The organism is Pseudomonas sp. PA-1-6B (assembly GCF_021609545.1).
Lineage (GTDB): Bacteria > Pseudomonadota > Gammaproteobacteria > Pseudomonadales > Pseudomonadaceae > Aquipseudomonas > Aquipseudomonas fluorescens_BV.
The window spans coordinates 65,325-89,454 of the sequence record NZ_WJZM01000020.1 but is presented as its reverse complement, the minus strand read 5'-3'; the positions used below and the strand labels follow the sequence as shown (position 1 = coordinate 89,454).

24 protein-coding genes are annotated in these 24,130 nt (G+C 61.1%); 13 read left to right on the top strand and 11 right to left on the bottom strand.

Annotated elements, in window-relative coordinates; genetic code table 11:
* From GIV35_RS12230 to GIV35_RS12220, 3 genes are all read right to left on the bottom strand, one after another.
* Positions 1 to 209: hypothetical protein (locus tag GIV35_RS12230; RefSeq protein WP_236304336.1), on the bottom strand; the 209-nt coding region annotated here is incomplete at its 3' end.
* A 78-nt stretch (positions 210 to 287) separates the two neighbouring features.
* Positions 288 to 1,781, bottom strand: coding sequence for a CoA-acylating methylmalonate-semialdehyde dehydrogenase (locus tag GIV35_RS12225; protein ID WP_014716778.1), 1,494 nt, complete (start codon positions 1,779 to 1,781; stop codon positions 288 to 290).
* Positions 1,782 to 1,820: 39 nt separating this feature from the next.
* The gene (locus tag GIV35_RS12220; RefSeq protein ID WP_096143477.1) at positions 1,821 to 3,170 is read right to left on the bottom strand and encodes an aspartate aminotransferase family protein; all 1,350 of its coding nucleotides are present in this window, start codon (positions 3,168 to 3,170) and stop codon (positions 1,821 to 1,823) included.
* Between the two features lie 126 nt (positions 3,171 to 3,296).
* Here GIV35_RS12220 and GIV35_RS12215 point away from each other — a divergent pair, with 126 nt between their 5' ends.
* From GIV35_RS12215 to GIV35_RS12190, 6 genes are all read left to right on the top strand, one after another.
* A complete protein-coding gene (locus GIV35_RS12215) occupies positions 3,297 to 4,217 on the top strand; it encodes a LysR family transcriptional regulator (protein ID WP_213154118.1) in 921 nt (306 codons plus the stop codon).
* An 88-nt stretch (positions 4,218 to 4,305) separates the two neighbouring features.
* Positions 4,306 to 5,700 (top strand): uracil-xanthine permease family protein, encoded by a 1,395-nt coding sequence (locus tag GIV35_RS12210; protein ID WP_057702698.1) that lies wholly within the window; start codon positions 4,306 to 4,308, stop codon positions 5,698 to 5,700.
* A gap of 87 nt (positions 5,701 to 5,787) precedes the next feature.
* Positions 5,788 to 6,447 (top strand): TetR/AcrR family transcriptional regulator, encoded by a 660-nt coding sequence (locus GIV35_RS12205; RefSeq protein ID WP_034125910.1) that lies wholly within the window; start codon positions 5,788 to 5,790, stop codon positions 6,445 to 6,447.
* Between the two features lie 12 nt (positions 6,448 to 6,459).
* Positions 6,460 to 7,041 carry an IMPACT family protein gene (locus tag GIV35_RS12200; protein WP_054918742.1) on the top strand — a complete coding sequence of 194 codons (582 nt, stop codon included), beginning with the start codon at positions 6,460 to 6,462 and terminating at the stop codon, positions 7,039 to 7,041.
* Between the two features lie 56 nt (positions 7,042 to 7,097).
* Entirely contained in the window at positions 7,098 to 7,784 is a 687-nt protein-coding gene (locus GIV35_RS12195; RefSeq protein WP_047712496.1) for an SDR family oxidoreductase, read from the top strand.
* 211 nt (positions 7,785 to 7,995) lie between these two features.
* Positions 7,996 to 9,354, top strand: a complete 1,359-nt coding sequence (locus tag GIV35_RS12190; protein WP_223023825.1) for an 8-oxoguanine deaminase — start codon at positions 7,996 to 7,998, stop codon at positions 9,352 to 9,354.
* Between the two features lie 135 nt (positions 9,355 to 9,489).
* Here GIV35_RS12190 and GIV35_RS12185 read toward each other — a convergent pair whose 3' ends face one another.
* The gene (locus GIV35_RS12185) at positions 9,490 to 10,581 is read right to left on the bottom strand and encodes a calcium:proton antiporter (RefSeq protein ID WP_213154119.1); all 1,092 of its coding nucleotides are present in this window, start codon (positions 10,579 to 10,581) and stop codon (positions 9,490 to 9,492) included.
* Between the two features lie 193 nt (positions 10,582 to 10,774).
* Between GIV35_RS12185 and GIV35_RS12180 the strand changes: the two genes are divergently transcribed.
* Positions 10,775 to 11,728 carry an adenosine deaminase gene (locus GIV35_RS12180; RefSeq protein WP_003171521.1) on the top strand — a complete coding sequence of 318 codons (954 nt, stop codon included), beginning with the start codon at positions 10,775 to 10,777 and terminating at the stop codon, positions 11,726 to 11,728.
* Positions 11,729 to 11,854: 126 nt separating this feature from the next.
* On the opposite strand, the gene GIV35_RS12175 is transcribed toward GIV35_RS12180, so the two are convergent.
* From GIV35_RS12175 to GIV35_RS12165, 3 genes are all read right to left on the bottom strand, one after another.
* Positions 11,855 to 13,225, bottom strand: coding sequence for an MFS transporter (locus tag GIV35_RS12175; RefSeq protein ID WP_213154120.1), 1,371 nt, complete (start codon positions 13,223 to 13,225; stop codon positions 11,855 to 11,857).
* 97 nt (positions 13,226 to 13,322) lie between these two features.
* On the bottom strand, positions 13,323 to 14,009 hold the full coding sequence (locus GIV35_RS12170; protein ID WP_034125905.1) for an ArsR/SmtB family transcription factor: 687 nt from the start codon (positions 14,007 to 14,009) through the stop codon (positions 13,323 to 13,325).
* A 134-nt stretch (positions 14,010 to 14,143) separates the two neighbouring features.
* Positions 14,144 to 15,073, bottom strand: a complete 930-nt coding sequence (locus GIV35_RS12165) for a LysR family transcriptional regulator (protein ID WP_236265045.1) — start codon at positions 15,071 to 15,073, stop codon at positions 14,144 to 14,146.
* A 117-nt stretch (positions 15,074 to 15,190) separates the two neighbouring features.
* On the opposite strand from GIV35_RS12165, the gene GIV35_RS12160 reads away from it, so the two are divergent.
* The 3 genes from GIV35_RS12160 (at position 15,191) to GIV35_RS12150 (ending at position 16,961) form a co-directional block, all read left to right on the top strand.
* Positions 15,191 to 15,484: a putative quinol monooxygenase gene (locus GIV35_RS12160; RefSeq protein ID WP_034125903.1), complete on the top strand. Its 294-nt coding sequence runs from the start codon at positions 15,191 to 15,193 to the stop codon at positions 15,482 to 15,484.
* Positions 15,485 to 15,621: 137 nt separating this feature from the next.
* A complete protein-coding gene (locus tag GIV35_RS12155) occupies positions 15,622 to 16,635 on the top strand; it encodes a zinc-binding alcohol dehydrogenase family protein (RefSeq protein WP_105225628.1) in 1,014 nt (337 codons plus the stop codon).
* A gap of 146 nt (positions 16,636 to 16,781) precedes the next feature.
* A complete protein-coding gene (locus GIV35_RS12150; RefSeq protein WP_014716767.1) occupies positions 16,782 to 16,961 on the top strand; it encodes a hypothetical protein in 180 nt (59 codons plus the stop codon).
* 8 nt (positions 16,962 to 16,969) lie between these two features.
* Here the strand turns inward: GIV35_RS12150 and GIV35_RS12145 are convergent, their stop codons facing one another.
* On the bottom strand, positions 16,970 to 18,163 hold the full coding sequence (locus GIV35_RS12145; RefSeq protein ID WP_020301944.1) for a multidrug effflux MFS transporter: 1,194 nt from the start codon (positions 18,161 to 18,163) through the stop codon (positions 16,970 to 16,972).
* 87 nt (positions 18,164 to 18,250) lie between these two features.
* On the bottom strand, positions 18,251 to 18,448 hold the full coding sequence (locus GIV35_RS12140; protein ID WP_054896417.1) for a heavy-metal-associated domain-containing protein: 198 nt from the start codon (positions 18,446 to 18,448) through the stop codon (positions 18,251 to 18,253).
* A gap of 146 nt (positions 18,449 to 18,594) precedes the next feature.
* Between GIV35_RS12140 and GIV35_RS12135 the strand changes: the two genes are divergently transcribed.
* From GIV35_RS12135 to cueR, 3 genes are all read left to right on the top strand, one after another.
* On the top strand, positions 18,595 to 18,975 hold the full coding sequence (locus GIV35_RS12135; protein ID WP_200649311.1) for a hypothetical protein: 381 nt from the start codon (positions 18,595 to 18,597) through the stop codon (positions 18,973 to 18,975).
* Positions 18,976 to 19,041: 66 nt separating this feature from the next.
* Positions 19,042 to 21,243 carry a heavy metal translocating P-type ATPase gene (locus GIV35_RS12130; RefSeq protein ID WP_197881116.1) on the top strand — a complete coding sequence of 734 codons (2,202 nt, stop codon included), beginning with the start codon at positions 19,042 to 19,044 and terminating at the stop codon, positions 21,241 to 21,243.
* Positions 21,240 to 21,641 (top strand): Cu(I)-responsive transcriptional regulator, encoded by a 402-nt coding sequence (gene cueR / locus GIV35_RS12125; protein ID WP_003188242.1) that lies wholly within the window; start codon positions 21,240 to 21,242, stop codon positions 21,639 to 21,641. The genes GIV35_RS12130 and cueR overlap by 4 nt, the downstream gene beginning before the upstream one ends.
* A gap of 139 nt (positions 21,642 to 21,780) precedes the next feature.
* Here cueR and GIV35_RS12120 read toward each other — a convergent pair whose 3' ends face one another.
* Both GIV35_RS12120 and GIV35_RS12115 read right to left on the bottom strand, forming a co-directional pair.
* Positions 21,781 to 22,680 (bottom strand): PA4780 family RIO1-like protein kinase, encoded by a 900-nt coding sequence (locus GIV35_RS12120; protein ID WP_014716761.1) that lies wholly within the window; start codon positions 22,678 to 22,680, stop codon positions 21,781 to 21,783.
* 134 nt (positions 22,681 to 22,814) lie between these two features.
* Positions 22,815 to 24,092 carry an acetyl-CoA C-acetyltransferase gene (locus tag GIV35_RS12115; RefSeq protein ID WP_105225624.1) on the bottom strand — a complete coding sequence of 426 codons (1,278 nt, stop codon included), beginning with the start codon at positions 24,090 to 24,092 and terminating at the stop codon, positions 22,815 to 22,817.
* Between the last annotated feature and the right edge of the window lie 38 nt (positions 24,093 to 24,130).

The following is a 24,130-nucleotide window of genomic DNA, read 5'->3' as shown; positions in this document are numbered from 1 at the left end:
ATCTCTCGTAAGCGGGAGGCGAATTCTACAGCGTTACACGCTGCTGTCAACACCTCTTTTTCAACTTCCTTTTGGCTTCGATGAACTGAAGCAACTTGCTGCCGAAAACTGCATAACTCATTGTTTACCAAGGAGTTTTCCGTTTCGACTGCGCCGGAAGTGGGGCGAATTATAGGCTTCCAGAATCTGCCGTCAACCTTCTTTTTCACATTTCTGTCATATAAGTCAAAAAAGGCCCAATAACGCAAACGCCGGCCCCAAGGGGCCGGCCTTTTACCTACCGAGCCTTACAGGCTAGGGAAGGCGAATTGCGACGCTTCATGGCTGGCCCGTTGCGGCCAGCGCTGGGTGATCGCCTTGCGGCGGGTATAGAAACGCACCCCATCCGGCCCATAGGCATGCAAGTCGCCAAACAGCGAGCGCTTCCAGCCACCAAAGCTGTGATACGCAACCGGCACAGGCAGCGGCACGTTAACCCCCACCATGCCGACTTCAATCTCATCACAGAACAGGCGCGCCGCTTCACCGTCACGGGTGAAGATACAAGTACCGTTGCCGTATTCATGATCGTTGATCAGCTGCATCGCCGCTTCCAGGCTATCCACCCGCACTACGCACAGCACCGGCCCAAAGATCTCTTCTTTATAGATACGCATCTCAGGGGTGACGCGGTCAAACAAGCTGCCGCCGAGGAAAAAACCTTGCTCATGCCCGGCAACACTCAAGCCACGGCCATCAACGACCAGCTCAGCCCCCGCCGACACACCGTCTTCTATATAGCCACTGACTTTATCTCGCGCCTGCCCCGTCACCAACGGGCCCATATCCAGCCCGCAAGAAGTGCCCGCACCAATCTTCAACGCCTTGACCTGCGGCACCAGCTTGGCGATCAATGCATCCGCGACCTGATCGCCCACACACACAGCCACTGAGATCGCCATGCAACGCTCACCGCAGGAACCATAAGCCGCGCCCATCAGGGCACTCACAGCGTTATCCAGGTCTGCATCCGGCATCAGCACCGCGTGATTCTTCGCCCCACCCAGCGCCTGCACGCGCTTGCCACGTTTGGTCGCTTCGGAATAGATGTACTCGGCAATCGGCGTAGAGCCTACAAAGCTCAAGGCTTTGACTTCCGGAGCTTCGATCAATGCGTCCACCGCGCCCTTGTCGCCATGCACCACGCTGAGCACGCCTTTGGGCAGTCCGGCTTCCTGCAACAGCTGCGCGATCAACAGCGTCGAACTCGGGTCGCGCTCTGAAGGTTTAAGGATGAAACAGTTACCGCAGACAATCGCCAGCGGGTACATCCACAACGGCACCATCGCCGGGAAGTTGAACGGGGTGATACCCGCCACCACGCCCAACGGCTGGAAGTCCGACCACGCATCAATGTTCGGCCCTACGTTGCGGCTGTATTCACCCTTGAGAATCTCCGGCGCCGAGCACGCGTACTCCACGTTCTCGATCCCACGCTTGAGTTCACCCGCGGCGTCTTCCAGGGTCTTGCCATGTTCTTCGCTGATCAACTGCGAGATCCGTGCTTCGTTCTGCTCCAGCAGTTGCTTGAAACGAAACATCACTTGGGCACGCTTGGCCGGCGGCGTATTGCGCCAAGCCGGAAACGCCGCCTTGGCTGAGTCAATCGCCTGTTGAATGGTTTCACGACTGGCCAAAGGCACCTGGTGAATCACCTGCCCGGTAGACGGGTTATAAACGTCGGCACTACGACCGCTGTCGTTGACCAGCTCACCGTTGATCAAATGCTGGATAAGGCTCATGCAGGGCTCCTGAAAAATTGTTCTATATAGAAGGAGAAATCAGTCGATCTTGTTCAGCACTTCGCCGACCGCGTCAAACAGACGGTCCAGGTCCTGCGGCTTGCTGTTGAAGGTTGGCCCGAACTGCAGGGTGTCGCCGCCAAAACGCACATAGAAACCGGCCTTCCACAACGCCATGCCGGCCTCGAATGGACGCACGATGGCATCTCCATCACGTGGGGAAATCTGAATCGCACCGGCCAGGCCGTAGTTGCGAATGTCGATCACATTCTTGCTGCCCTTCAAACCGTGCAGCGCATTCTCAAAGTGCGGCGCGACTTCGGCTACGCTCTGCACCAGGTTTTCTTTCTGCAACAGGTCCAATGCCGCCAAGCCCGCCGCGCAAGCCACCGGGTGCGCCGAGTAGGTGTAACCGTGGGGGAATTCCACTGCGTATTCCGGCGTCGCCTGGTTCATGAAGGTCTGGTAGATCTCGCTGCTGGCAATCACCGCGCCCATCGGGATCGCGCCGTTGGTAACTTGCTTGGCAATGCACATCAGGTCCGGGGTCACGCCGAAGCTGTCGGCACCGAACATCGAGCCGGTGCGGCCAAAGCCCGTGATCACTTCGTCGAACACCAACAGGATATTGTGCTGGTCGCAAATTTCGCGCAGACGCTTGAGATACCCCTGCGGTGGCACCAATACCCCAGCGGAACCGGCCATAGGCTCGACAAATACGGCTGCGATGTTCGACGCGTCATGCAGCTCGATCAGCTTGAGCAACTCATCGGCCAAGGCAATACCGCCCTGCTCCGGCATGCCCCGGGAGAAGGCGTTGCTGGCCAGCAAGGTGTGAGGCAGATGGTCAACATCCATCATCGCCTGGCCAAACAGCTTACGGTTACCGTTCACACCGCCCAGGCTGGTACCGGCAATGTTCACGCCGTGGTAACCACGGGCGCGACCAATCATCTTGGTCTTCGTGGCCTGGCCTTTCAGGCGCCAGTAGGCCCGCACCATCTTCACCGCCGTATCGGCACATTCAGAGCCCGAATCGGTGAAGAACACATGATTCAGGTTGCCTGGGGTCAGGTCGGTGATCTTTTCCGCCAACTGGAAGGACAACGGATGACCGTACTGGAAACCTGGAGAGTAGTCCAAGGTGCCCAATTGCTTGGCGACCGCTTCCTGGATTTCCTTGCGCGTATGCCCGGCGCCACAGGTCCAAAGGCCCGACAACGAATCATAGACCTTGCGCCCCTTGTCATCGGTCAACCAGCTACCTTCGGCGGCCACGATCAGGCGGGGATCGCGCTGGAAGTTGCGGTTGGCGGTGTAAGGCATCCAGTGCGCATCCAGCTTCAATTGGCTGGCCAGGGACGATGGGGCGTTTTCGGGCATGTTCATCAGCAAAACCTCGCAGGGCAAAAGGCAGCGTCGGGATTGAAAAAGCGTTGTTGCAGCTAAATTGCCACGGGGATAAAGTCGGTGAAATCCAACTCTTCTAACCTTCAGTCAGGACTTCACTAAACTATGAGCAGCCGTCGTCCCGACCCTTTGGCCCAAGTCAGTGACTTCGATATTCGCCTGCTGCGCATCTTTCGCAGCGTGGCGGAGTGCGGCGGCTTCTCGGCAGCGGAAACCGTTCTCGGCATCGGGCGCTCGGCCATCAGCCAGCAGATGAGCGACCTTGAGCAACGACTCGGGCTACGACTCTGCCAACGCGGCCGCGCCGGTTTTTCCCTGACGGAAGAAGGCCGCGAGGTCTATCAATCTGCCCTGCAACTGCTGAGTGCCCTGGAAAGTTTTCGCACCGAGGTCAACGGCCTGCACCAACATTTGCGCGGCGAGTTGATCATTGGCCTCACCGATAACCTTGTCACTCTGCCCCATATGCGCATCACCCACGCATTGGCGCAGTTGAAAGAACGCGGCCCGGACGTGCAGATCCAGATCCGCATGATCGCCCCCAATGAAGTGGAGCAAGGCGTACTCGACGGTCGTCTGCACGTCGGTGTGGTGCCCCAGGCCAGCGCACTGTCGGGCCTGGAATACCAGCCGTTGTACAGCGAACGTTCCTTGCTCTATTGCGCGGTCGGCCACCCGCTGTTTTACGCCGACAACAAGCAACTCGACGACGAGCGCGTCGACAGCCAGGACGCCATCGCCCCCACCTTCCGCTTACCTGCGGAAATCCAGGCCCATTACCAGGCGCTCAACTGCACCGCCAGTGCGTCAGACCGTGAAGGCATGGCGTTCCTGATTCTAACCGGGCGTTATATCGGCTACCTGCCCGACCACTACGCCAGCCTGTGGGTACAACAAGGCCGACTGCGTGCGTTGAAACCGGCTACACGTTTTTACGATTTGAGCCTGGCATCGGTCACGCGCAAGGGCCGTCGCCCTCATTTGGTGCTGGAAAGCTTCCTTGAAAGCCTGGCCGCCACCCGCTGATTCGGGCCTCGCACAAAAAGCTGAGCACATGGACAGCTTTTTGCAAGGACTCAAGGACCTTGAACCATCCGCCTTGAGTTGACCCGCCATGCCCCCAGAATCCTCCAGCCCCAGCGACCTCATCTACGGCCTCAACGACCGGCCGAAACCACTGCCGGCTCTCCTCGCGGCGCTGCAACATGTATTGGCGGCGTTCGTCGGCATCATCACGCCGCCTCTGATTATTGGCTCCACCCTCGGCCTCACCGCCCACTTGCCCTACCTGATCAGCATGGCGTTGATGGTTTCCGGCGTAGGCACCTTCATCCAGGCACGCAGGCCGTTTGGTATCGGTGCCGGCATGATCTGCCTGCAAGGCACCAGCTTTGCGTTTCTCGGCGCGGTGTTGTCTGCAGGCTTTCTGGTGAAACAACGCGGCGGCAGCCCGGAAGACATTCTGGCGATGATTTTCGGCGTGTGCTTCTTTGGCGCGGCGGTACAGATTGTATTGAGCCGCTTTATCGGCCAACTGCGCCGCGTGATCACACCGCTGGTGACCGGCATTGTGATTACGCTGATCGGCATCAGCCTGATCAAAGTGGGTATCACCGACCTCGGCGGCGGTTTCAATGCACCGGACTTCGGCGCCCCCGCCAACCTGGCGCTGGGTCTGTTCGTTGTACTGACGATCATCCTGCTCAACCGCTCGAACACGCCCTGGGTACGCCTGTCGGCCATCATCATCGGCCTGGCCCTGGGCAGCCTCGCGGCGTGGTTCAGCGGTAAACTGATTCCCCAGGCTTTGCCTGACCTGCCATTGGTCAGCCTGCCTACACCATTCCGCTTTGGTTTCAACTTCGACTGGAGCGCCTTCCTGCCGATTGCGCTGATTTATCTGATCAGCAGCATCGAAACCGTCGGCGACCTCACCGCCAATTGCATGATTGCCCGCCAGCCTATCAGCGGCCCTTCTTATATAAGCCGGCTCAAGGGCGGCGTCCTCGGCGATGGGGTGAGCTGCATGATCGCCGCCACTTTCAGCGCTTTCCCCAACACCACGTTTGCGCAGAACAATGGCGTGATCCAGCTCACCGGCGTGGCCAGCCGCTACGTCGGTTTATACATCGGCGTGTTGCTGTTCTGTCTGGGCCTGTTTCCGCTGATTGGCGCCGTGCTGCAGCAAATCCCCAAGCCGGTGCTGGGCGGCGCGACCCTGGTGATGTTCGGCAGTGTGGCCGCGGCCGGCGTGCGCATTCTCGCCCAGGCACCGCTGGATCGACGCAGCATGCTGATTATCGCCACCTCGTTCGGTGTTGGCCTGGGTATCGCCGCGCAACCCAACCTGCTGCACCTGATGCCGACACTGGTGCAGAACCTGTTCGACTCCGCCATCACCAGCGGCGGTATCACCGCCATCCTCCTGTGCCTGTTACTGCCGGAGGCCAAGGCAAGTACCACCGCCGCAAACCACACTCCGGAACGCGACAGCCTGGAACCGCTTTGACGGTTTTATTGCATCAGGACTTGTCTGAGGCTTGAGGGTGGGTTATCTGTGCACACGTCGTCTCTATCGATCAGCACGGAAACCTCCATGAGCCTCGAAGTTCCTGCCCACAGCAACCACGGCGGCAAACCCGCCAGCCGCATTCGGCAAAAGAATGAACAAGCGATTCTCCAGGCTGCTGAAGATGAATTCGCGCGCCATGGCTACAAAGGCACCAGCATGAACACCATCGCTGCCAGCGCCGGGCTGCCCAAGGCCAACTTGCACTACTACTTCACCAACAAGCTGGGCCTGTACATCGCAGTGCTGAGCAACATCCTCGAACTCTGGGACAGCACCTTCAACGCGCTGACGGCCGAGGATGACCCGGCCGTGGCGCTCGCTCGCTACATCCGCACCAAAATGGAATTCTCGCGCCGCCAACCCCAAGCCTCACGGATCTTCGCCATGGAGATCATCAGCGGTGGCGAATGCCTCACTGAATATTTCGGCCAGGACTATCGGGCCTGGTTCAGTGGCCGTGCAGCGGTGTTCCAGGCGTGGATCGACGCCGGCAAAATGGACCCCGTCGACCCCGTGCATCTGATCTTCCTGCTGTGGGGCAGCACCCAGCACTACGCTGACTTCGCCACCCAGATCTGCCGCGTCACCGGTCGCACCAAGCTGACCAAGCAGGACATGGAAGATGCCGGCACCAACCTGATCCATATCATTCTCAAAGGCTGCGGCATCAAGCCAGCCCTATAAACGAAGCGATTTATGTCTTTTACGCTCACCGGCTTTTGCGAGTTTCGTGAAGAAATACGCAAAAGCCGCTTTATCACCTTGGCAGCGCCGATTACCAGCCCGCAGGACGCCCAAGCGTTTTTCGAGCGACACAGCGACCTGAACGCAACGCACAACTGCTGGGCCTGGAAGCTGGGCGATCAATACCGCAGCAGCGATGACGGCGAACCCGGTGGCACCGCCGGGCGCCCGATACTCGCGGCCATCGAGGCCCAAGGCTTTGATCAGGTGGCCGTATTGGTGATCCGCTGGTACGGCGGCATTCAACTGGGCACTGGTGGCTTGGCCCGCGCCTATGGCGGCGGGGCCAATAAATGCCTGCAAAATGCCGAGCGCATCGAGCTGATCAGCCGCGTACCTCTGAGCTGCGCCTGTGGCTTCTCCGAGCTGAACCTGGTGAAGCTGCGCGTCGCTGAACTCGGCGGGCTTGTGGTGGAAGAAACCTTCACCGCCAACGGCGTAGAGCTGCAACTCGCCCTGGGGGAGGCGCACATCGACACCCTGCAAACCCAGCTCGCCGACCTGAGCCGTGGGCGCATCCTGCTCGAACGCTGAAACTGCTACTGTTATGCGCTGAACTCCCTGAACCGCGATTTCAAAGGAAGCCTTTCATGTCTACGCCAAAAACCGCACTGATCATCGGCGCCTCGCGCGGGCTGGGCCTTGGCCTGGTCAAGCAACTGCTCCAGGACGGCTGGGACGTGACCGCCACCGTGCGCGATCCGAACAAGGCCGATGCCCTGAAAGCCGTGGGGCCGGTGCAGATCGAGAAGTTGGATATGGACGACCAGCAAGCCGTGATCGCCCTGGCCCAGCGCCTGAAAGACCGCACCTTCGACCTGCTGTTCGTCAATGCCGGCGTCAAGGGCCCGGCCAACCAGGAGCCCGGCCACGCGACCCTGGCGGAAGTCGGCCAGTTGTTCTTCACCAACGCCGTGGCGCCAATCAATCTGGCCCAGCGCTTTGTCGGGCAGATCCGCAAAGACACCGGCGTGCTGGCCTTCATGAGTTCGGTACTGGGCAGCGTGACCATTCCCGACGGCTCGGACCTGGCGCTGTACAAGGCCAGCAAGGCCGCCCTCAATTCGATGACCAATAGCTTTATCACGCAACTGGGCGAGCCCAAGCCGACGGTGCTGTCGCTGCATCCAGGTTGGGTGAAGACCGACATGGGCGGCGAAAATGCCCACATCGACGTCGAGACCAGCGTGCGCGGCCTGGTGGACCAGGTAAATGCCTACACCGGCAAAGGCGGCCATCACTTCGTCGACTACAAGGGCGACACCATCACCTGGTAACCCCCCCAACTGTAGGAGCGAGCTTGCTCGCGAAGAACGCCCAAGCACTGCGTTAAACCAGACTGCCCGCGTCATCATTGACGATTTTCGCGAGCAAGCTCGCTCCCACAGAGGTAAACTGCCCACCTCGCCCTCCCCGGCGACCCTGGATCAGCAGACAGGGCAACACTGAGCTGGCAAACCTGAACCCATCATTCAGAGGAGCCGGCCAATGCCTGCGACCCGTATCTGGTTAAAAAAACCCCTCGCAATTTTCACTGCCAATGGCCTCGATGCCCGTGGCGGCCTGGTGCTGCAAGACGGTGTGATCACCGAAGTGCTGGCCCAAGGGCAAGCGCCTGCACAACCCTGCGCGCAGGTGTTCGATGCCCGCGAGCATGTGGTGCTGCCTGGGCTGATCAATACTCACCACCACTTCTATCAAACCCTGACCCGCGCCTGGGGCCCAGTGGTCAACCAGCCGCTGTTTCCCTGGCTGAAAACCCTGTACCCGGTATGGGCGCGGCTCACCCCGGAAAAACTCGCCCTGGCCAGCAAAGTCGCCCTGGCCGAATTGCTGCTCTCGGGCTGCACCACGGCGGCCGATCACCACTACCTGTTCCCCGATGGTTTGGAAAACGCCATTGATGTGCAGGTAGGCAGCGTGCGTGAACTGGGGATGCGCGCCATGCTCACCCGCGGTTCCATGAGCCTGGGCGAAGCCGATGGCGGCCTGCCGCCGCAGCAAACGGTGCAGCAAGGCCAGGTGATTCTCGAAGACAGCCAGCGCCTGATCCGCGAATATCACCAGCGCGGTGACGGTGCGCAGATCCAGATCGCCCTGGCGCCGTGCTCGCCGTTTTCCGTCACCCCCGAAATCATGCAAGCCAGCGCCGAGCTGGCCAACCAGCTGGACGTGCGCCTGCACACCCATTTGGCGGAGACCCTCGATGAGGAAGATTTCTGCCTGCAACGCTTCGGGCTGCGTACCGTGGATTACCTCGACAGCGTCGGCTGGCTCGGCCCGCGCACCTGGCTGGCCCACGGCATTCACTTCAACCCGGACGAAATCGAGCGCCTGGGCGCAGCCGGCACCGGCATCTGCCATTGCCCAAGCTCGAATATGCGCCTGGCCTCCGGCATCTGCCCCACCCTGGACCTGCTTGCCGCCGGCGCCCCGATCGGCTTGGGCGTGGACGGCTCGGCCTCCAACGACGCTTCGAACATGATCCTTGAAGCCCGCCAGGCCCTGTACATCCAGCGCCTGCGCTACGGCGCGGAAAAGATCACCCCCGAAGGTGTGCTCGGCTGGGCCACCAAGGGCTCGGCGCAGTTGCTGGGGCGCACGGATATTGGCGAGTTGGCAGTAGGCAAACAGGCGGACCTGGCACTGTTCAAGCTCGATGAGTTGCGCTTCTCCGGCAGCCATGACCCCATTTCCGCACTGCTGCTGTGCGGCGCGGACCGGGCAGACCGAGTGATGATCGCGGGTCAATGGCGGGTGATCGATGGTCAAGTCGAAGGCCTTGATCTCAAGGGCTTGATCGCCGATCACAGCCAGGCGGCGCGCCATTTGATCGCGGGCACCTAAGCCAGGCGCCAATCAAAATGTGAGAGCGGGCTTGCTCGCGAATGCGGTGTGTCAGTCAGTACATCTGTGACTGAACCACCGCATTCGCGAGCAAGCCCGCTCCCACATTGGGTCTGCGGCGCCTTTCAAATCGGGTTACAGCCCCAACAGCGACAGCATGATAAAGGTCGCAAACAACACAAAATGCGTCATCCCTTCTATCGCATTGGTTTCACCATCGTTGAGGTTGATCGCGCTGACGATCAGCGTGATAAACACCATCACCGTTTGCACCGGCGTCATCGCCATCTGGAACGGCTGCCCAGTGTAGAGCGCCATGGCTTCCATCACCGGCACCGTCAGGATCACCGTGGACAACGAAGCCCCCAGCGCGATGTTGACCACCGATTGCATGCGGTTGGCCAACGCGGCGCGCAATGCCGTGAGGATTTCCGGAGCGGCCGAGATAGCCGCCACCACAATCGCGGTAATCACCGGCGGTGCGCCGGTCCCTTCCAGGCCCAGGTCGAGGGTCTTGGACATCACCTCGGCCAGCGCGCCAATCACGATCACCCCAAACACCAGGGTCGCAATGGAAAACGTCAGGCTGACAGACGGCGCGTGCTCGTCTTCCGGCTGTTTCTTGCGGCGTTTCTCCGGGTAGCTGTAGCTGAAGAAATAACTGTGCGGCCCCACCTGCATGCGCAGGAACAAGGTGTAAAGCACCACCATCGCGCCAATGGTGAAGGCCGAGTAAATTTTCCAGTCCGCTTCGGGGATAAATTCCGGTACCACCATCGACACCCCCATGGCGGTAAGAATCATCACACTGTAGGTGCGCGCCGAGTCATCGTTGTAGGACTGTTCGCCATGCTTGATGCCGCCCATCAGCGCGGCCAGGCCGAGGATACCGTTGATATCGAGCATCACCGCTGAGTAAATGGTGTCGCGCACCAGGGTGGGCGATGGCTCGTTACTCATCATGATCGCCAGGATCACCACTTCCACCAATACCGCGGCGAGGGTCAGGATCATGGTGCCGTAGGGGTCGCCGACTTTTTCCGCCAACTGCTCGGCGTGATGGGCCACGCGCATCGACGCCATCACGATAAACGCGATCAGCGCAAAGCCGGCCAGCAGCGCAACCAGTTGGCCGCTGTTGAGCATCCAGTGTTCCAGCGGGTAGGCGGCGATGGCGGCAATCAGCGCCAGCAGCATGAATTTTTCTTGCTTGAGGGATGTGAGCATTCGGGGCCTTTTCGTACAGCGAATCAGTCATTGATGGGGTACAGACTGCGCCGAGCCGCTAACGTTTCGTTACACCTTAGTTCAGGCCGCCCTTGCGTGAGTGACAGAAATACTCTCCTGCTGGTCAGGTTTTGCCGATTATTTCAGCCATGGCCTGTAGAATGCCGCCATTGCACCTGATGAGATTTTAAAAATGTACGATTGGCTCAACGCCCTGCCCAAGGCTGAATTACACCTGCATCTGGAAGGCTCGCTGGAGCCTGAGTTGCTGTTCGCCCTGGCCGAGCGCAACAAGATTGCGCTGCCATGGAACGACGTCGAAACCCTGCGCAAGGCCTACGCCTTCAACAACCTGCAAGAGTTTCTCGACCTGTATTACAAGGGCGCCGATGTGCTGCGCACGTCCCAGGACTTCTACGACCTGACCTGGGCTTACCTGCTGCGCTGCAAGGCCCAGAACGTGATCCACACCGAACCCTTCTTCGACCCGCAAACCCACACCGACCGTGGCGTGCCGTTCGAAGTGGTGCTCAACGGCATCGCCGCTGCGCTTAAAGACGGCGAGCAGCAACTGGGCATCACCAGCGGTTTGATCCTCAGCTTCCTGCGCCACCTGAGCGAAGACGAAGCGCAGAAAACCCTCGATCAGGCCTTGCCGTTTCGTGACGCGTTCGTGGCCGTAGGCCTGGACAGCTCGGAAATGGGCCACCCGCCAAGCAAGTTCCAGCGCGTGTTCGACCGTGCCCGCCACGAAGGCTTCCTGACCGTGGCCCACGCCGGTGAAGAAGGCCCGCCCGAGTACATCTGGGAAGCCATCGACCTGCTGAAAATCCAGCGCATCGACCACGGCGTGCGAGCCATTGAAGATGAACGCCTGATGCAGCGCATCATCGACGAACAGATCCCGCTGACGGTATGCCCGCTGTCCAACACCAAGCTCTGCGTGTTCGACGACATGGCCCAGCACAACATCCTCGACATGCTCGAGCGTGGCGTGAAGGTCACCGTCAACTCGGATGACCCGGCGTACTTCGGCGGCTACGTCACCGAAAACTTCCATGCGCTATACACCAGCCTGGGCATGACCCAGGACCAGGCCAAACGCCTGGCGCAGAACAGCCTGGATGCGCGGCTCGTGAAACCGTAACTGAATAGACTTGGACTCAACCTGTGGGAGCTGGCTTGCCTGCGATAGCGGTGTATCAGCCAGCCTCTTATTGCTTGACCTACCGCTATCGCGGGCAAGCCCGGCTCCCACATGGCCCCATCAGCTTCAAGCCTGGGTGAGTTCTTCCAGGGTCTTGCCCTTGGTCTCCATCCCGAACAGCCACACCACCATCGCCGCCACCGCAAAGCACAGCGCGCCCAAGGCAAATACCCCGCCCTGCCCGGTTATCGGGAACACCAACCCGGTCACCAACGGCCCCAGCAACGAACCAACCCGCCCAATCGCCGACGCAAACCCCGAGCCGGTTGCACGTGCCGAGGTGGGATACAACTCCGGCGTGTAGGTGTACAGCACCGCCCACATGCCAAACAGGAAAAACTGCATCAACAACCCCGAGGTGATCAGCAGGCCCACGTTGCCGCCAAACACTGCGCTCTGCCCATACAGAAACGCCATCACCCCGCCGCCCAGCAGGGTCACCACGCACACAGGCTTGCGTCCCCAGCGCTCCACCAACCACGCGGCCATCAAAAAACCTGGGATTCCGCCCAGGGAAATGATCACCGTGTAATACACCGACTGGGTCACGGCAAAACCCGATTGCTGCAACAACGCACTCAACCACGACGTCAGCCCGTAGAACCCAAGCAGGGCGAAGAACCACACACTCCAGATCATCATCGTGCGTTGGCGGTACTGCGCCGACCACAGCTGCTGGAACGCGGAGAAAAACGTCCCCGGCGTACTCTCTACCCGTGGCAAAGCAATTGGCTCCGGCAAGTCGGCGCGGCCCAGGGAATCGCGCACCTTCTGCTCGATGCCAAGCAAGACCTTGTCCGCCGCCTCATGGCGCCCAGCCTGTTCCAGCCAACGCGGCGACTCCGGGATAAAGAAGCGGATGGCCAGCACGAACACCGCCGGTACCGCCAGCACCAGGAAGATGTCGCGCCAGCCAATCACCGGCAACAAGAAGTAAGACAGTACGCCCGCAGCCACAAAGCCCAACGGCCAGAAACCATCCATCAAGGCGATATAGCGCCCACGTCTTTTGGCGGGGATCAGCTCCGACAGCATCGACTGGGCAATGGGAAACTCCATGCCCATGCCAATGCCCAGCAGGATCCGAAACAACGTCAGCGTCTCCACCGTCTGGGCCGTGGAACACAAGTAGCTCGCCAACCCCCAGAGGACGATGCTCCACTGAAACACCGGTTTGCGACCGAATCGATCAGCAAGCATCCCGGACAGCGAAGCGCCCACCACCATGCCGAAAAAACTCGAACTGGCCAGCAACCCGGCCTGGGCCGTGCTCAGGCCAAACTCGGTTTTGATCGAGCCCAACAGGAAGGTCATCATCGCCAGGTCCATGGAGTCAAAGAAAAACGCCAGGGCGATGATGATGAAAATAATTCGGTGGTAACCGCTGATGGGCAACCGTTCCAGGCGTTCCGCCGCGCTATAACCCTGCCTACCCATGCCACACCCCTCGTATGAAAAATCCCCCTTGCGAGTGTGCGGCATCGTTTGCGCCGGCTATTGCTGGATGCGACCTGACGACAGCTGAGAACGACGCCTACAGCTTGGCAATGCGAGCTATGTGCTCAAGCCCCAGGTCATTGACCGACAAGGCCCGTGACTCGTTGATCACGCTGATCCAGTTCGCCTGCAGAAACAGTTGCATCAAGCCCGCCCCCAACGCACCGCCCAGATGGGGTTGTTGCTGGCTCCAGTCGAAACAGTCGCAGGCCAGCGGCGATGCCAATGCCTGGGTAAAAATGCCCAGTTGCGCCAACGCCTGCACGCCATTGGGCGTCACCTCTGTACGCGGCTCATGGCGCTCGATCCACCCGGCCTCAAGCATCCGTTGATACAACTGCGCCGCCAGCTCGCCGCCGAGGTGGCCATGGCACCAGCGGGCACGGCGCAGCAATGGCGGTGCGCGCAGCGCCGCTGGCAAAACATCGGGTGTGCTGCGGGCCGCGCTGGCCATAGTGGTGCTGGCCAGCGCATCAATGGCGGCACTGACATCGGCCGCCGCTACACGAAACAGGCGCTGGCCCCGCCGCGCCTCGATCCGCAACAGGCCGCTGCCGGACAGCCGCGCCAAATGTGCATTGGCTGACGCCGGCGACAGCCCGGCCAGCGTCGCCAGCTCTTCGGAAGTCTTCGCCGAACCGTCCATCAAGGCCCAGAGCATGGCCGTGCGTTTAGGCTCGGCGAGCAAGCTGGCGATCTGACTGATGCAAGGTGCTGCTCCCATGTATTCACTCCCTGTTAAACCATTTTTCTGCTGCGGTTGACGCCCAAGTATAGGTGCGCAGGCAATAGGTTCCCCGGTGTCTGACGGTGCAAATCAGGACAAGATATGAGCGAAACTTCCGAGCGTGGCGCAGGCTATTGACGAGAAGCCATTCGTCCCGGTCGCTGCGCCGTCAATGTCGCACAACGGGACACGAGCATGTCCCGCAGCAGATTGATGGGTTTACTCAATTGCGCACGGTGGGCGCACAGCAGGTTGAGCGGGGTGCGCTCACCCTGCAGTTCCGGCAGGATCAGACGCAAGCGCCCGGCCAGCACATCGGTGCTCACATCCAGCCAGGATTTGTAGGCGATGCCCATGCCCGCCACCGCCCAGCGGCGCACCACATCGGCGTCATCGCTGAAGCGATCGCCGCTGACCGTCAGGCCCACATGACGCTTGCCATCGTAAAAACCCCAGTGGTCGTGGACGCGGCTGCCGAGCATGTATAGCAGGCAATTGTGCTGGGCCAATTGCTCCAGATGCCGCGGCTCGCCATGCTGGGCGAGGTAACTGGGGGCGGCGCAGAGTACGCGAATATTGTCCGGAGCAATGGGCAGCGCAATCAGGCTGGAGTCTTCGGGTTCGCCGTAGCGCAAGGCAATGTCCACGGGCTGGCGGAACAGGTCGGCGATGCGATCACCGAGCAACAGGCGCACGTTCAGTTGCGGATGCTCCTGCTGGAACGCATCCAGCCACGGCAACAGCTGGTTGCGACCGAAATCCGAGGGCGCCGACAATTGCAGCACACCACTGACATGATCCTGGCCACTGGCCAATAGGCGCCGCCCTTCATCCAGCGCGCTCAGTGACGCCCGCGCGTACGCAAGGAAGCCCTCGCCTTCGGCTGTCAGGCGCAGGCTGCGGGTGGAGCGCGCCAGCAAGCGCGTACCCAGTTGCTGTTCGATACGCTTGAGCGCGGCACTGGCCACCGCCGGTGACAGGTCCATGACCCGCGCCGCAGCCGACAGGCTACCCAAGTCGGCGGCCCGCACAAACAACTGCAAATCATCAAAACGCAGCATGCATTTCCGCTCATTATCAATATTTGGTTGAAACAGCCTGCTGTTTTAGCCGCTTTTATCGGCGTAGGAAATAGCCAATCATCTGCCCATCCCGTTAGCCCGTGCCCGGAGTCGACTATGCCCACCGCTTTTAATGTCATCGCCACGCTGATCGCCAAACCCGGCCAGCACGCCACCCTGGAAACCCTGCTGCGCGGCCTGCTGGAACCGACCCGCCTGGAAGCCGGTTGCGAGCAGTACGACCTGCACCAGGACCTGCAACACCCCGAGACCTTCTACATGCTCGAGCGCTGGAGCGACGACGCGGCGCTGGCCGACCACGACCAGAGCGCGCATATCCAGAGCTTTCGCGCCAAGGCCGCCGATGTGATCGAACACTTCGAACTCAAGCGCCTGAAATTTCTCGCCTGATCCCGCCTTTTTTGTAGGAACGAGCGTGCTCGCGAAAACCCCAACGACGAGGCGCGAAACCAGAAACACCGCGTCATCGTTAACGATCTTCGCGAGCAAGCTCGCTCCTACCTTGACCGTATTCACTTGGAGTCATCATGAAAGCCATCGCCTACTACGCCTCACTGCCGATCACCGATCCAGAATCCCTGCAAGACATCGAACTACCAGCCCCCGTGGCCGGCCCCCGTGACCTGTTGGTGGAAGTCAAAGCCATCTCGGTCAACCCAGTGGACACCAAAGTGCGCCAGAACGTCGCCCCGGAAAATGGCGCCGCCAACGTGCTGGGTTGGGACGTGGCGGGCGTGGTCAAGGCGGTCGGCAGTGACGTGACGTTGTTCAAGGCCGGCGACAAGGTGTACTACGCTGGTTCCCTGGTACGCCCAGGCGGCAACAGCGAATTGCACACTGTTGATGAGCGCATCGTCGGCCATATGCCCCAAAGCCTGGGGTTTGCCGAAGCGGCCGCATTGCCGTTGACCGCTATCACCGCGTGGGAGCTGTTGTTCGAACGTTTGCAGGTGACTGAAGGCAAAGACGATCAAGGCCAGAGCCTGCTGATCGTCGGCGCTGCCGGTGGTGTGGGGTCGATCCTGACTCAGCTGGCCAACCAGCTCACCGCGTTGAAGGTCATCGGCACCGCCTCGCGCCCCGAGACTCACGCATGGGCCAAGGCCCTGGGAGCACACGTGGTGATCGACCACAGCCAGCCGCTGAGCGAGGCGTTGAAAAATGCCGGTCACGGGCAAGTGACCCACGTCGCCAGCCTGACCCAGACCGAGCATCACCTGGACCAACTGGTCGAAGCGCTGCAACCCCAAGGCAAGCTGGCGTTGATCGACGACCCCAAGGCCCTCGACGTGAGCAAGCTCAAGCGCAAGAGCCTGTCGCTGCACTGGGAGTTCATGTACACCCGTTCGATGTTCGAGACGCCAGACATGATCGAACAGCACAACTTGCTCAACCGCGTGGCCGAACTGATCGACGCCGGCACCCTGAAAACCACGGTGGGCGAGCACTTCGGCGTGATCAATGCAGCAAACCTGCGCCGCGCCCACGCCCTGCTGGAAAGCGGCAAGGCCAAGGGCAAGATCGTGCTCGAAGGGTTCTGAAAAAACGGCTGTCAGTGTCGTCTGTTATCCACGTAGGTAACGGACGACACCATTAGTCCGAGAGTTGATCCTTGTCATATTTATGCGCCCGTTCAGGTTTATATTGGCCGCCTTTGCCACGATTCTTTTACGTGAGGAAGTCAGCAATGAAAATCCTGATAAAAGCGTTAGCAAAATCCCCCGGCAGCCAATGGCAAGTTCGTCTCGACGGCGAGGCCATCACCTTTCGCAGTGAAGCCGAGGCCCGCGCCTTTGCCGACACGCTGCAAGCCCGGATCCAGGCGCCCCATCGCTTCCCTCTCAACCAGCAACGTTCCGCTGGCTGAGCCCAACTTCAGACCTGCGCCTGTACGGCCCTTGCCCGTTGCAGGCGCTGGGTCGCCATGGCAATGGTCACCGCCAGCACACCGCAGAGGCAGATGACCATGGCCATCGGCATTGCCGTGCCGTCGTGCAACACACCGACTAACGACGCCGCACCTGCCGCCACACCGAACTGAATGCAACCGAGCAACGCCGACGCGCTGCCAGCCCGAGCCCCCTGCCCGCTCATGGCGCAGGCCGAGGTATTCGGCAAAATGCAGCCCAGACTGGCGATACAAATAAACAGCGGCACCAATAACGGCCATAGCGCTTCAGTGCGCAACGCGGCAATTCCCAACAGCGTCAACGCCGCCGCCACGTACACCCACACGGTACGCGACAGCAAAAACGCCGGGCCGCGCTTGGCGAGCAATCTTGCGTTCAGTTGCGCCACCAGGATAAAGCCCGCGGCGTTGGAGCCGAACAACCAGCCGTAATGTTCGGCCGGTACGCCATAGAGCTTGATAAATACGAAGGGGGAGCCGGCGATGTAGGCAAACATCCCGGCAATCGAGATGCCGCCGGTCAAGGCATAGCCCAGGTACACCCGGTCTGACAGTAGCGAGCCGTAGCGGCGCAACGAGCCCGACAACGGCTGGCGCGGCTGATCGGCCGGGAAGGTTTCCGGCAACCCGACCGCCACGGCGATGGCCGCCATCACGCTGAACAACGACAACGCCAGGAAAATCGACTGCCAGCCCCACACGCCGACCATCAGGCCACCGGCCAACGGCGCCAGGATCGGGGCCAGGCCGGTCACCAGCATCAGTTGCGAATACACCTTGGCCGAACCCACGGCATCGCATTTGTCACTGACCACCGCCCGGGAAATCACCATGCCCGCACACCCGCCAAGGGCCTGCACGAAGCGTGCACCGATCAGCCATTCCAGGGACGGCGCATACGCACAAGCGAAAGACGCGAGGGTAAACAGGGTGACGCCGCTGAGCAGCGGCACGCGCCGGCCAAAGCGGTCGGCCAGCGGCCCGTAGATCAATTGGCCAATAGCCAGGCCCGCGAAATACACCGCCAGGGTCAGCTGGATATGTTTTTCGTCAGTGGCAAAGGCCGTGGCCATTGCCGGAAAGCCCGGCAGGTAAAAGTCGATCGCCAACGGCGCGAAGGCGCTCAAGGCGCCCAGGATCAGGATTATGCGAAGGTTCATCAGACACCCAAGTGAGTCGGCAGCTCGACAGTCTAGCCGCGCTTGGGTGCCATGAACATTACGTTAGGTGGCTAACGATCAGAAAAATCACGCCAGCTTGACGCTGTAGCCTTCCTCGGCAATCAGGTCGATCACTTGGTCAGAGGACAGACTGCTTGCCACCCGCACTTCTTTAGCCTTCAAGTCGACCTCCACACTTGCTGCCGAATCCTTGCTCTGTACCGCCTGGGTCACCGCTTTAACGCAATGGCCGCAGGTCATTCCTTCAACGCTGAATATTTGCATGACATGACTCCTTTGATGAGGTTGAGCCCAGTGTCGAGCTTGCCATGATGGCAAGGTCAAGTTCTCAGTATTTCTGCCGGGCTGGTATTCGGCGGCGGCGTCGTCCAAGCTTCAACTCCCTAGCTGTGAACCATGGAGCATTCGCCATGCGCTGGTCGTTTTTTGCCCTTGCCGGCCTGATGAGCTTGCCTGCCGCTGCGCCCCAGGCCCTGGCAGCTGAAGATTATGCGGTGCTGATTATTTCCCGCGAACGCCTGGAAGTGCCGACCCACTGCGAGATCGGCCTGTATATCCAGGACCAACTGGCTGGGCGTCTGTTCCAGGAACAGGCCACCTCCTTCAACCTTCCCCCCGGCGATGTGTCGCTGCGCCTGAAAGTGTTGCCGGGTCAAGCACCCGGCTGTCAGCCAGGCATGCTCGCGCCCCCCGCGCAGAACATCACCTTGAAAGCCGGCGATGTACGCAAATTACGCATTGCCCAAGGCCCGGACGGCATGTACCTCAAAACCGCGGCATTGGAATACTGAAGGGGCTTGACCTTCCCCACAGGTTAAGGTTGATCCTAGTGGCAACTTCTTCTGGAGGACTGCCCCATGAATGGATCCACCACCTTTGACCTGCCCATCGGCGGCATGACCTGTGCCAGCTGTGCCGGGCGGGTCGAACGCGCGCTGGGCAAAGTGCCGGGCGTGCAACGTGTCAGCGTCAACCTGGCCAATGAGCGCGCGCACATCGAAGTACAGGGCCAGATGGACCCCAGCGTGTTGATCGCCGCCGTCGACAAAGCCGGCTACACCGCCACCCTGCCCCAAAGCGAAACCGCCACCGACGCCGATCAAGCCCGGCGCCTGCGCCGCGAGCGCTGGTCGCTGGTGGCGGGCATTCTGCTGGCGCTGCCCTTGGTGCTGCCGATGCTGGTAGAGCCCTTCGGCCTGCACTGGATGCTCCCCGCCTGGATACAGTTTGCCCTGGCCACGCCGGTGCAATTCATCCTGGGTGCGCGCTTCTATGTCGCCGCGTGGAAAGCCGTGCGCGCCGGCGCCGGCAATATGGACCTTCTGGTGGCGATCGGCACCAGTGCCGGTTACGGATTGAGTATCTATGAATGGCTCACCGCCGCCCCAGGCGTGACGCCGCACCTGTACTTCGAAGCCTCGGCGGTGGTAATCGCTCTGGTGCTGCTGGGCAAATACCTGGAAAGTCGCGCCAAGCGCCAGACCGCCAGCGCCATCCGCGCCCTTGAAGCCTTGCGGCCGGAGCGGGCGATTCGCGTGCAGGACGGCCGCGAAGAAGACGTCGCCATCAGTGCGTTGAAGCACGGCGACCTGGTGCTGGTCAAACCCGGCGAACGCTTCCCGGTGGACGGTGAGGTGGTGGAAGGCCAGAGCCATGCCGATGAAGCCCTGATCAGCGGCGAAAGCCTGCCGGTGCCCAAACAACCCGGCGACGCGGTCACCGGTGGCGCCATCAACGGTGAAGGCCGCCTGCTGGTGCGCACCCTGGCCCTGGGCGCGGAAAGTGTGCTTGCGCGCATCATCCGCCTGGTCGAAGACGCCCAGGCCGCCAAGGCACCGATTCAGAAACTGGTGGATAAAGTCAGCCAGGTGTTCGTGCCGGCCGTGCTGGTATTGGCGCTGATTACCGTAGTGGGCTGGTGGCTGTATGGCGCCTCCCTGGAAACCGCCATCATCAATGCGGTGGCCGTATTGGTGATCGCCTGCCCTTGTGCCCTGGGCCTGGCCACACCGACCGCGATCATGGCCGGCACTGGCGTCGCCGCACGCCACGGCATCCTGATCAAGGACGCCGAAGCGCTGGAGCGCGCCCATGCCGTGAGCGCCGTAGTGTTCGACAAGACCGGCACCCTCACCTCCGGCGCGCCCAACATTGCGCATTTGGCGGCCGTGGATGGCGATGAAGCCCTGTTATTGCAACAGGCCGGCGCCCTGCAGCGCGGCAGTGAGCACCCACTGGCCAAGGCCGTGCTGGATGCTTGTCGCGAAAGAGGCTTGGACGTGGCCGATGTGAGCGCCAGCCAATCCCTGACCGGGCGCGGCATTGCCGGTACGCTCGACGGTCGGCCATTGGCGCTGGGTAATCGCCGCTTGCTGGAAGAGACCGGCCTGGACGCAGGCGATTTAGGCCCGCGTGCCAAGGAATGGGAAGCCGAAGGCCGCACCTTGTCCTGGCTGATCGAACAAGGCGCGCAACCCCGCGTGCTAGGGCTGTTTGCCTTTGGCGACACGCTCAAGCCCGGCGCGTTGCAGGCCGTGCAACAACTCAAGGCGCAGCACATCAGCAGCCACCTGATCACTGGCGATAACCACGGCAGTGCGCGGGTGGTGGCCGAGGCCTTGGGCATCGACGACGTGCATGCCGAGGTACTGCCCGCCTATAAAGCCGCTGCCGTGGCCGAGCTGAAAAAAACCGGCGTGGTGGCCATGGTCGGCGACGGTATCAACGATGCGCCGGCCCTGGCCGCTGCCGATATCGGCATCGCCATGGGCGGCGGTACCGACGTGGCCATGCACGCCGCCGGTATCACCTTGATGCGTGGCGACCCGCGCCTGGTGCCGGCCGCCCTGGAGATCAGCCGCAAGACCTACGCGAAAATTCGACAGAATCTGTTCTGGGCCTTTGTGTATAACTTGATCGGCATTCCCCTGGCCGCCTTCGGCCTGCTCAACCCGGTACTGGCTGGCGCCGCCATGGCCTTGTCCAGCGTCAGCGTGGTGAGTAACGCCCTGTTGTTGAAAACCTGGAAACCCAAGGACTTGGAGGATCAACGCCCATGAACATCGGCCAAGCCGCCCGCACCAGCGGGCTAAGCGCGAAGATGATTCGCTACTACGAATCCATTGGCCTGCTGAAAACCGCCCACCGCACCGACAGCGGCTACCGGGTGTACGGCCACGACGACCTGCACACCCTGACGTTCATCAAGCGCTCGCGGGACCTGGGGTTTTCACTGGAAGAAGTCGGCAAGTTGCTGACCCTGTGGGAAGACCGCCAGCGGGCCAGCGCCGACGTAAAAGCCCTGGCGCGCCAGCACATCGACGAGTTGAACCACAAGATTCGCGAGCTGGGGCAACTGCGCGATACCTTGCAGGACCTGATGGAGCACTGCCAGGGCGATCATCGGCCCGATTGCCCGATCCTCAAGGAGTTGGCAGCGGGCAACTGCTGCGCCTGACTGGACAAACACAAAACCCAATGTGGGAGCTGGCTCTTGTGGCGAGGGAGCTTGCTCCCGCTGGGGTGCGAAGCGCCCCCCAAAAAAGCCAGCACCCGCTGCGCGGGTGAACGGGAGCAAGCTCCCTCGCCACAGTGAGTTACTGCATCCAAGGCGGCGGCGGTGGCTCGTCCGGCACTTTGCTTGGTGGCGCATCATCCGCCGCGCGAATCGCCTGGCGACGCTCTTCATCCAACCGCGCCGCTTCGATCTCACGGATCACACCGCCCACATCCGCCAGTTCTTCCGGTTCGTCGAACTCACCGGTCAATACACTGGCCGGGTGCAAGGTGCCAGCTTCGTACAGCGCCCACATTTCCTTGGCGTACTTGGTTTTCTTCAACTCCGGGGCAAAACGCCCGAAGTAGGAAGCCATGTTGCCAACGTCGCGCTCCAGCATGCTGAACGCGTGGTTGTTGCCCGCCGCATCCACCGCCTGGGGCAGGTCGATGATCACCGGGCCCGTAGGCGTGAGCAGTACGTTGAACTCGGACAGGTCACCGTGCACCAGGCCGGTGCACAGCATCAGCACGATCTGGGAGATCAGGAAGGCGTGGTATTCACGCGCCTGGTCCGGCTCCAGCACTACGTCATTCAGACGCGGCGCCGCATCGCCGTATTCGTCGGCCACCAGTTCCATCAACAGCACGCCTTCGAGAAAGTCGAACGGCTGGGGCACACGAACGCCCGCACCGGCCAGGCGAAACAGCGCAGCCACTTCCGCGTTCTGCCAGGCATCTTCGGTTTCTTTCTTGCCGAACTTGGAGCCCTTGGCCATGGCTCGCGCCTGGCGGCTGTTACGGACCTTACGGCCTTCCTGGTATTCGGATGCCTGACGAAAACTTCGTTTATTCGCCTCCTTGTAAACCTTGGCGCAACGCAATTCATTGCCGCAGCGCACCACATAAACAGCTGCTTCTTTACCACTCATCAGAGGGCGCAGCACTTCGTCGACCAGACCGTCTTCGATCAGGGGTTCAATGCGTTTAGGAGTCTTCATCAGCTTTTATTGTGGGTCCTGTATTACCAAACACGCGTGTGGCACTCGTTATACGGCAATCGGCTCGCCGGGGGGAGAGGCTACTGACCTCTGACCCCTTCAGAATGCATTCAATGGGCCAATTTTGTCGGCAATCAGCGTTCGATAATCGCCGTCACGCCTTGGCCACCGGCTGCACAGATGGAAATCAGCCCACGGCCCTTGCCCGCTGCATCCAATAATTTAGCCAGGCTGGCGACGATACGCCCACCGGTGGCGGCAAACGGATGGCCCGCCGCCAGGGAACTGCCCTTGACGTTGAGGCGGCTGCGGTCGATCGACCCCAGCGGCGCGTCCAGGCCCAGGCGGGTCTTGCAATAGTCGGCGTCTTCCCAGGCCTTGAGCGTGCACAGCACTTGGGCGGCGAAGGCTTCGTGGATCTCGTAGTAATCAAAGTCCTGCAACGTCAGGCCGTTGCGCGCCAGCAAACGCGGTACCGCATACACCGGCGCCATCAGCAGGCCCTCGGCGCCGTGGACGAAATCCACTGCCGCCGCTTCGCCATCGCGCAAGTAAGCCAGGATCGGCAAGCCGCGCTCCTTGGCCCATGCCTCACTGCCCAGCAACACCAGGGAGGCACCATCGGTCAGCGGTGTGGAGTTGCCCGCGGTGAGCGTGCCCTTTTCGCTGCGCTCGAAGGCCGGCTTGAGGCTGGCGAGTTTTTCCAGGGTCAGGTCGGGCCGCAGGTTGTTGTCGCGGGTGAGGCCGAGAAAGGGCGTGAGCAAATCGTTGTGCCAGCCTTCGGCGTAGGCCGCCGCCATCTTCTGATGGCTCTCCAGCGCAAGCTGGTCCTGCTCGGCGCGGGGGACCTGCCAGGTCTGGGCCATCAGTTCGCAATGCTGGCCCATGGACAAGCCGGTACGCGGTTCGCCGTTGCGCGGCAGTTCCGGCTTGAGGTGATGAGGACGAAGTTGTAACAGGAGTTTTAGCTTATCTCCCAGGGATTTGCTGCGGTTGGCTTGCAGCAGGATCTTGCGCAGCCCTTCATTCACGCCAATCGGTGCATCCGAGGTGGTGTCCACCCCGCCGGCAATGCCGCATTCGATCTGGCCCAGGGCGATTTTATTGGCCACCAGCAGCGCCGCCTCAAGCCCCGTGCCGCAGGCTTGCTGAATGTCGTACGCAGGGGTTTGCGGTGACAGGCGCGAACCGAGCACGCATTCACGCGTCAGGTTGAAATCACGGGAATGCTTGAGCACCGCGCCGGCGGCCACTTCGCCCATGCGCAGGCCGTGCAGGTTGTAGCGCTCTATCAGGCCCTCCAGCGCGGCAGTCAGCATCGCCTGGTTGCTCGCCGTAGCGTAGGGGCCATTGGATCGGGCGAAAGGAATGCGATTACCGCCAATGATCGCTACACGGCGCAATTGAGTCATAGAAAGCTCCCTTGTGGTGGTGGGTGGAATCATCAAGC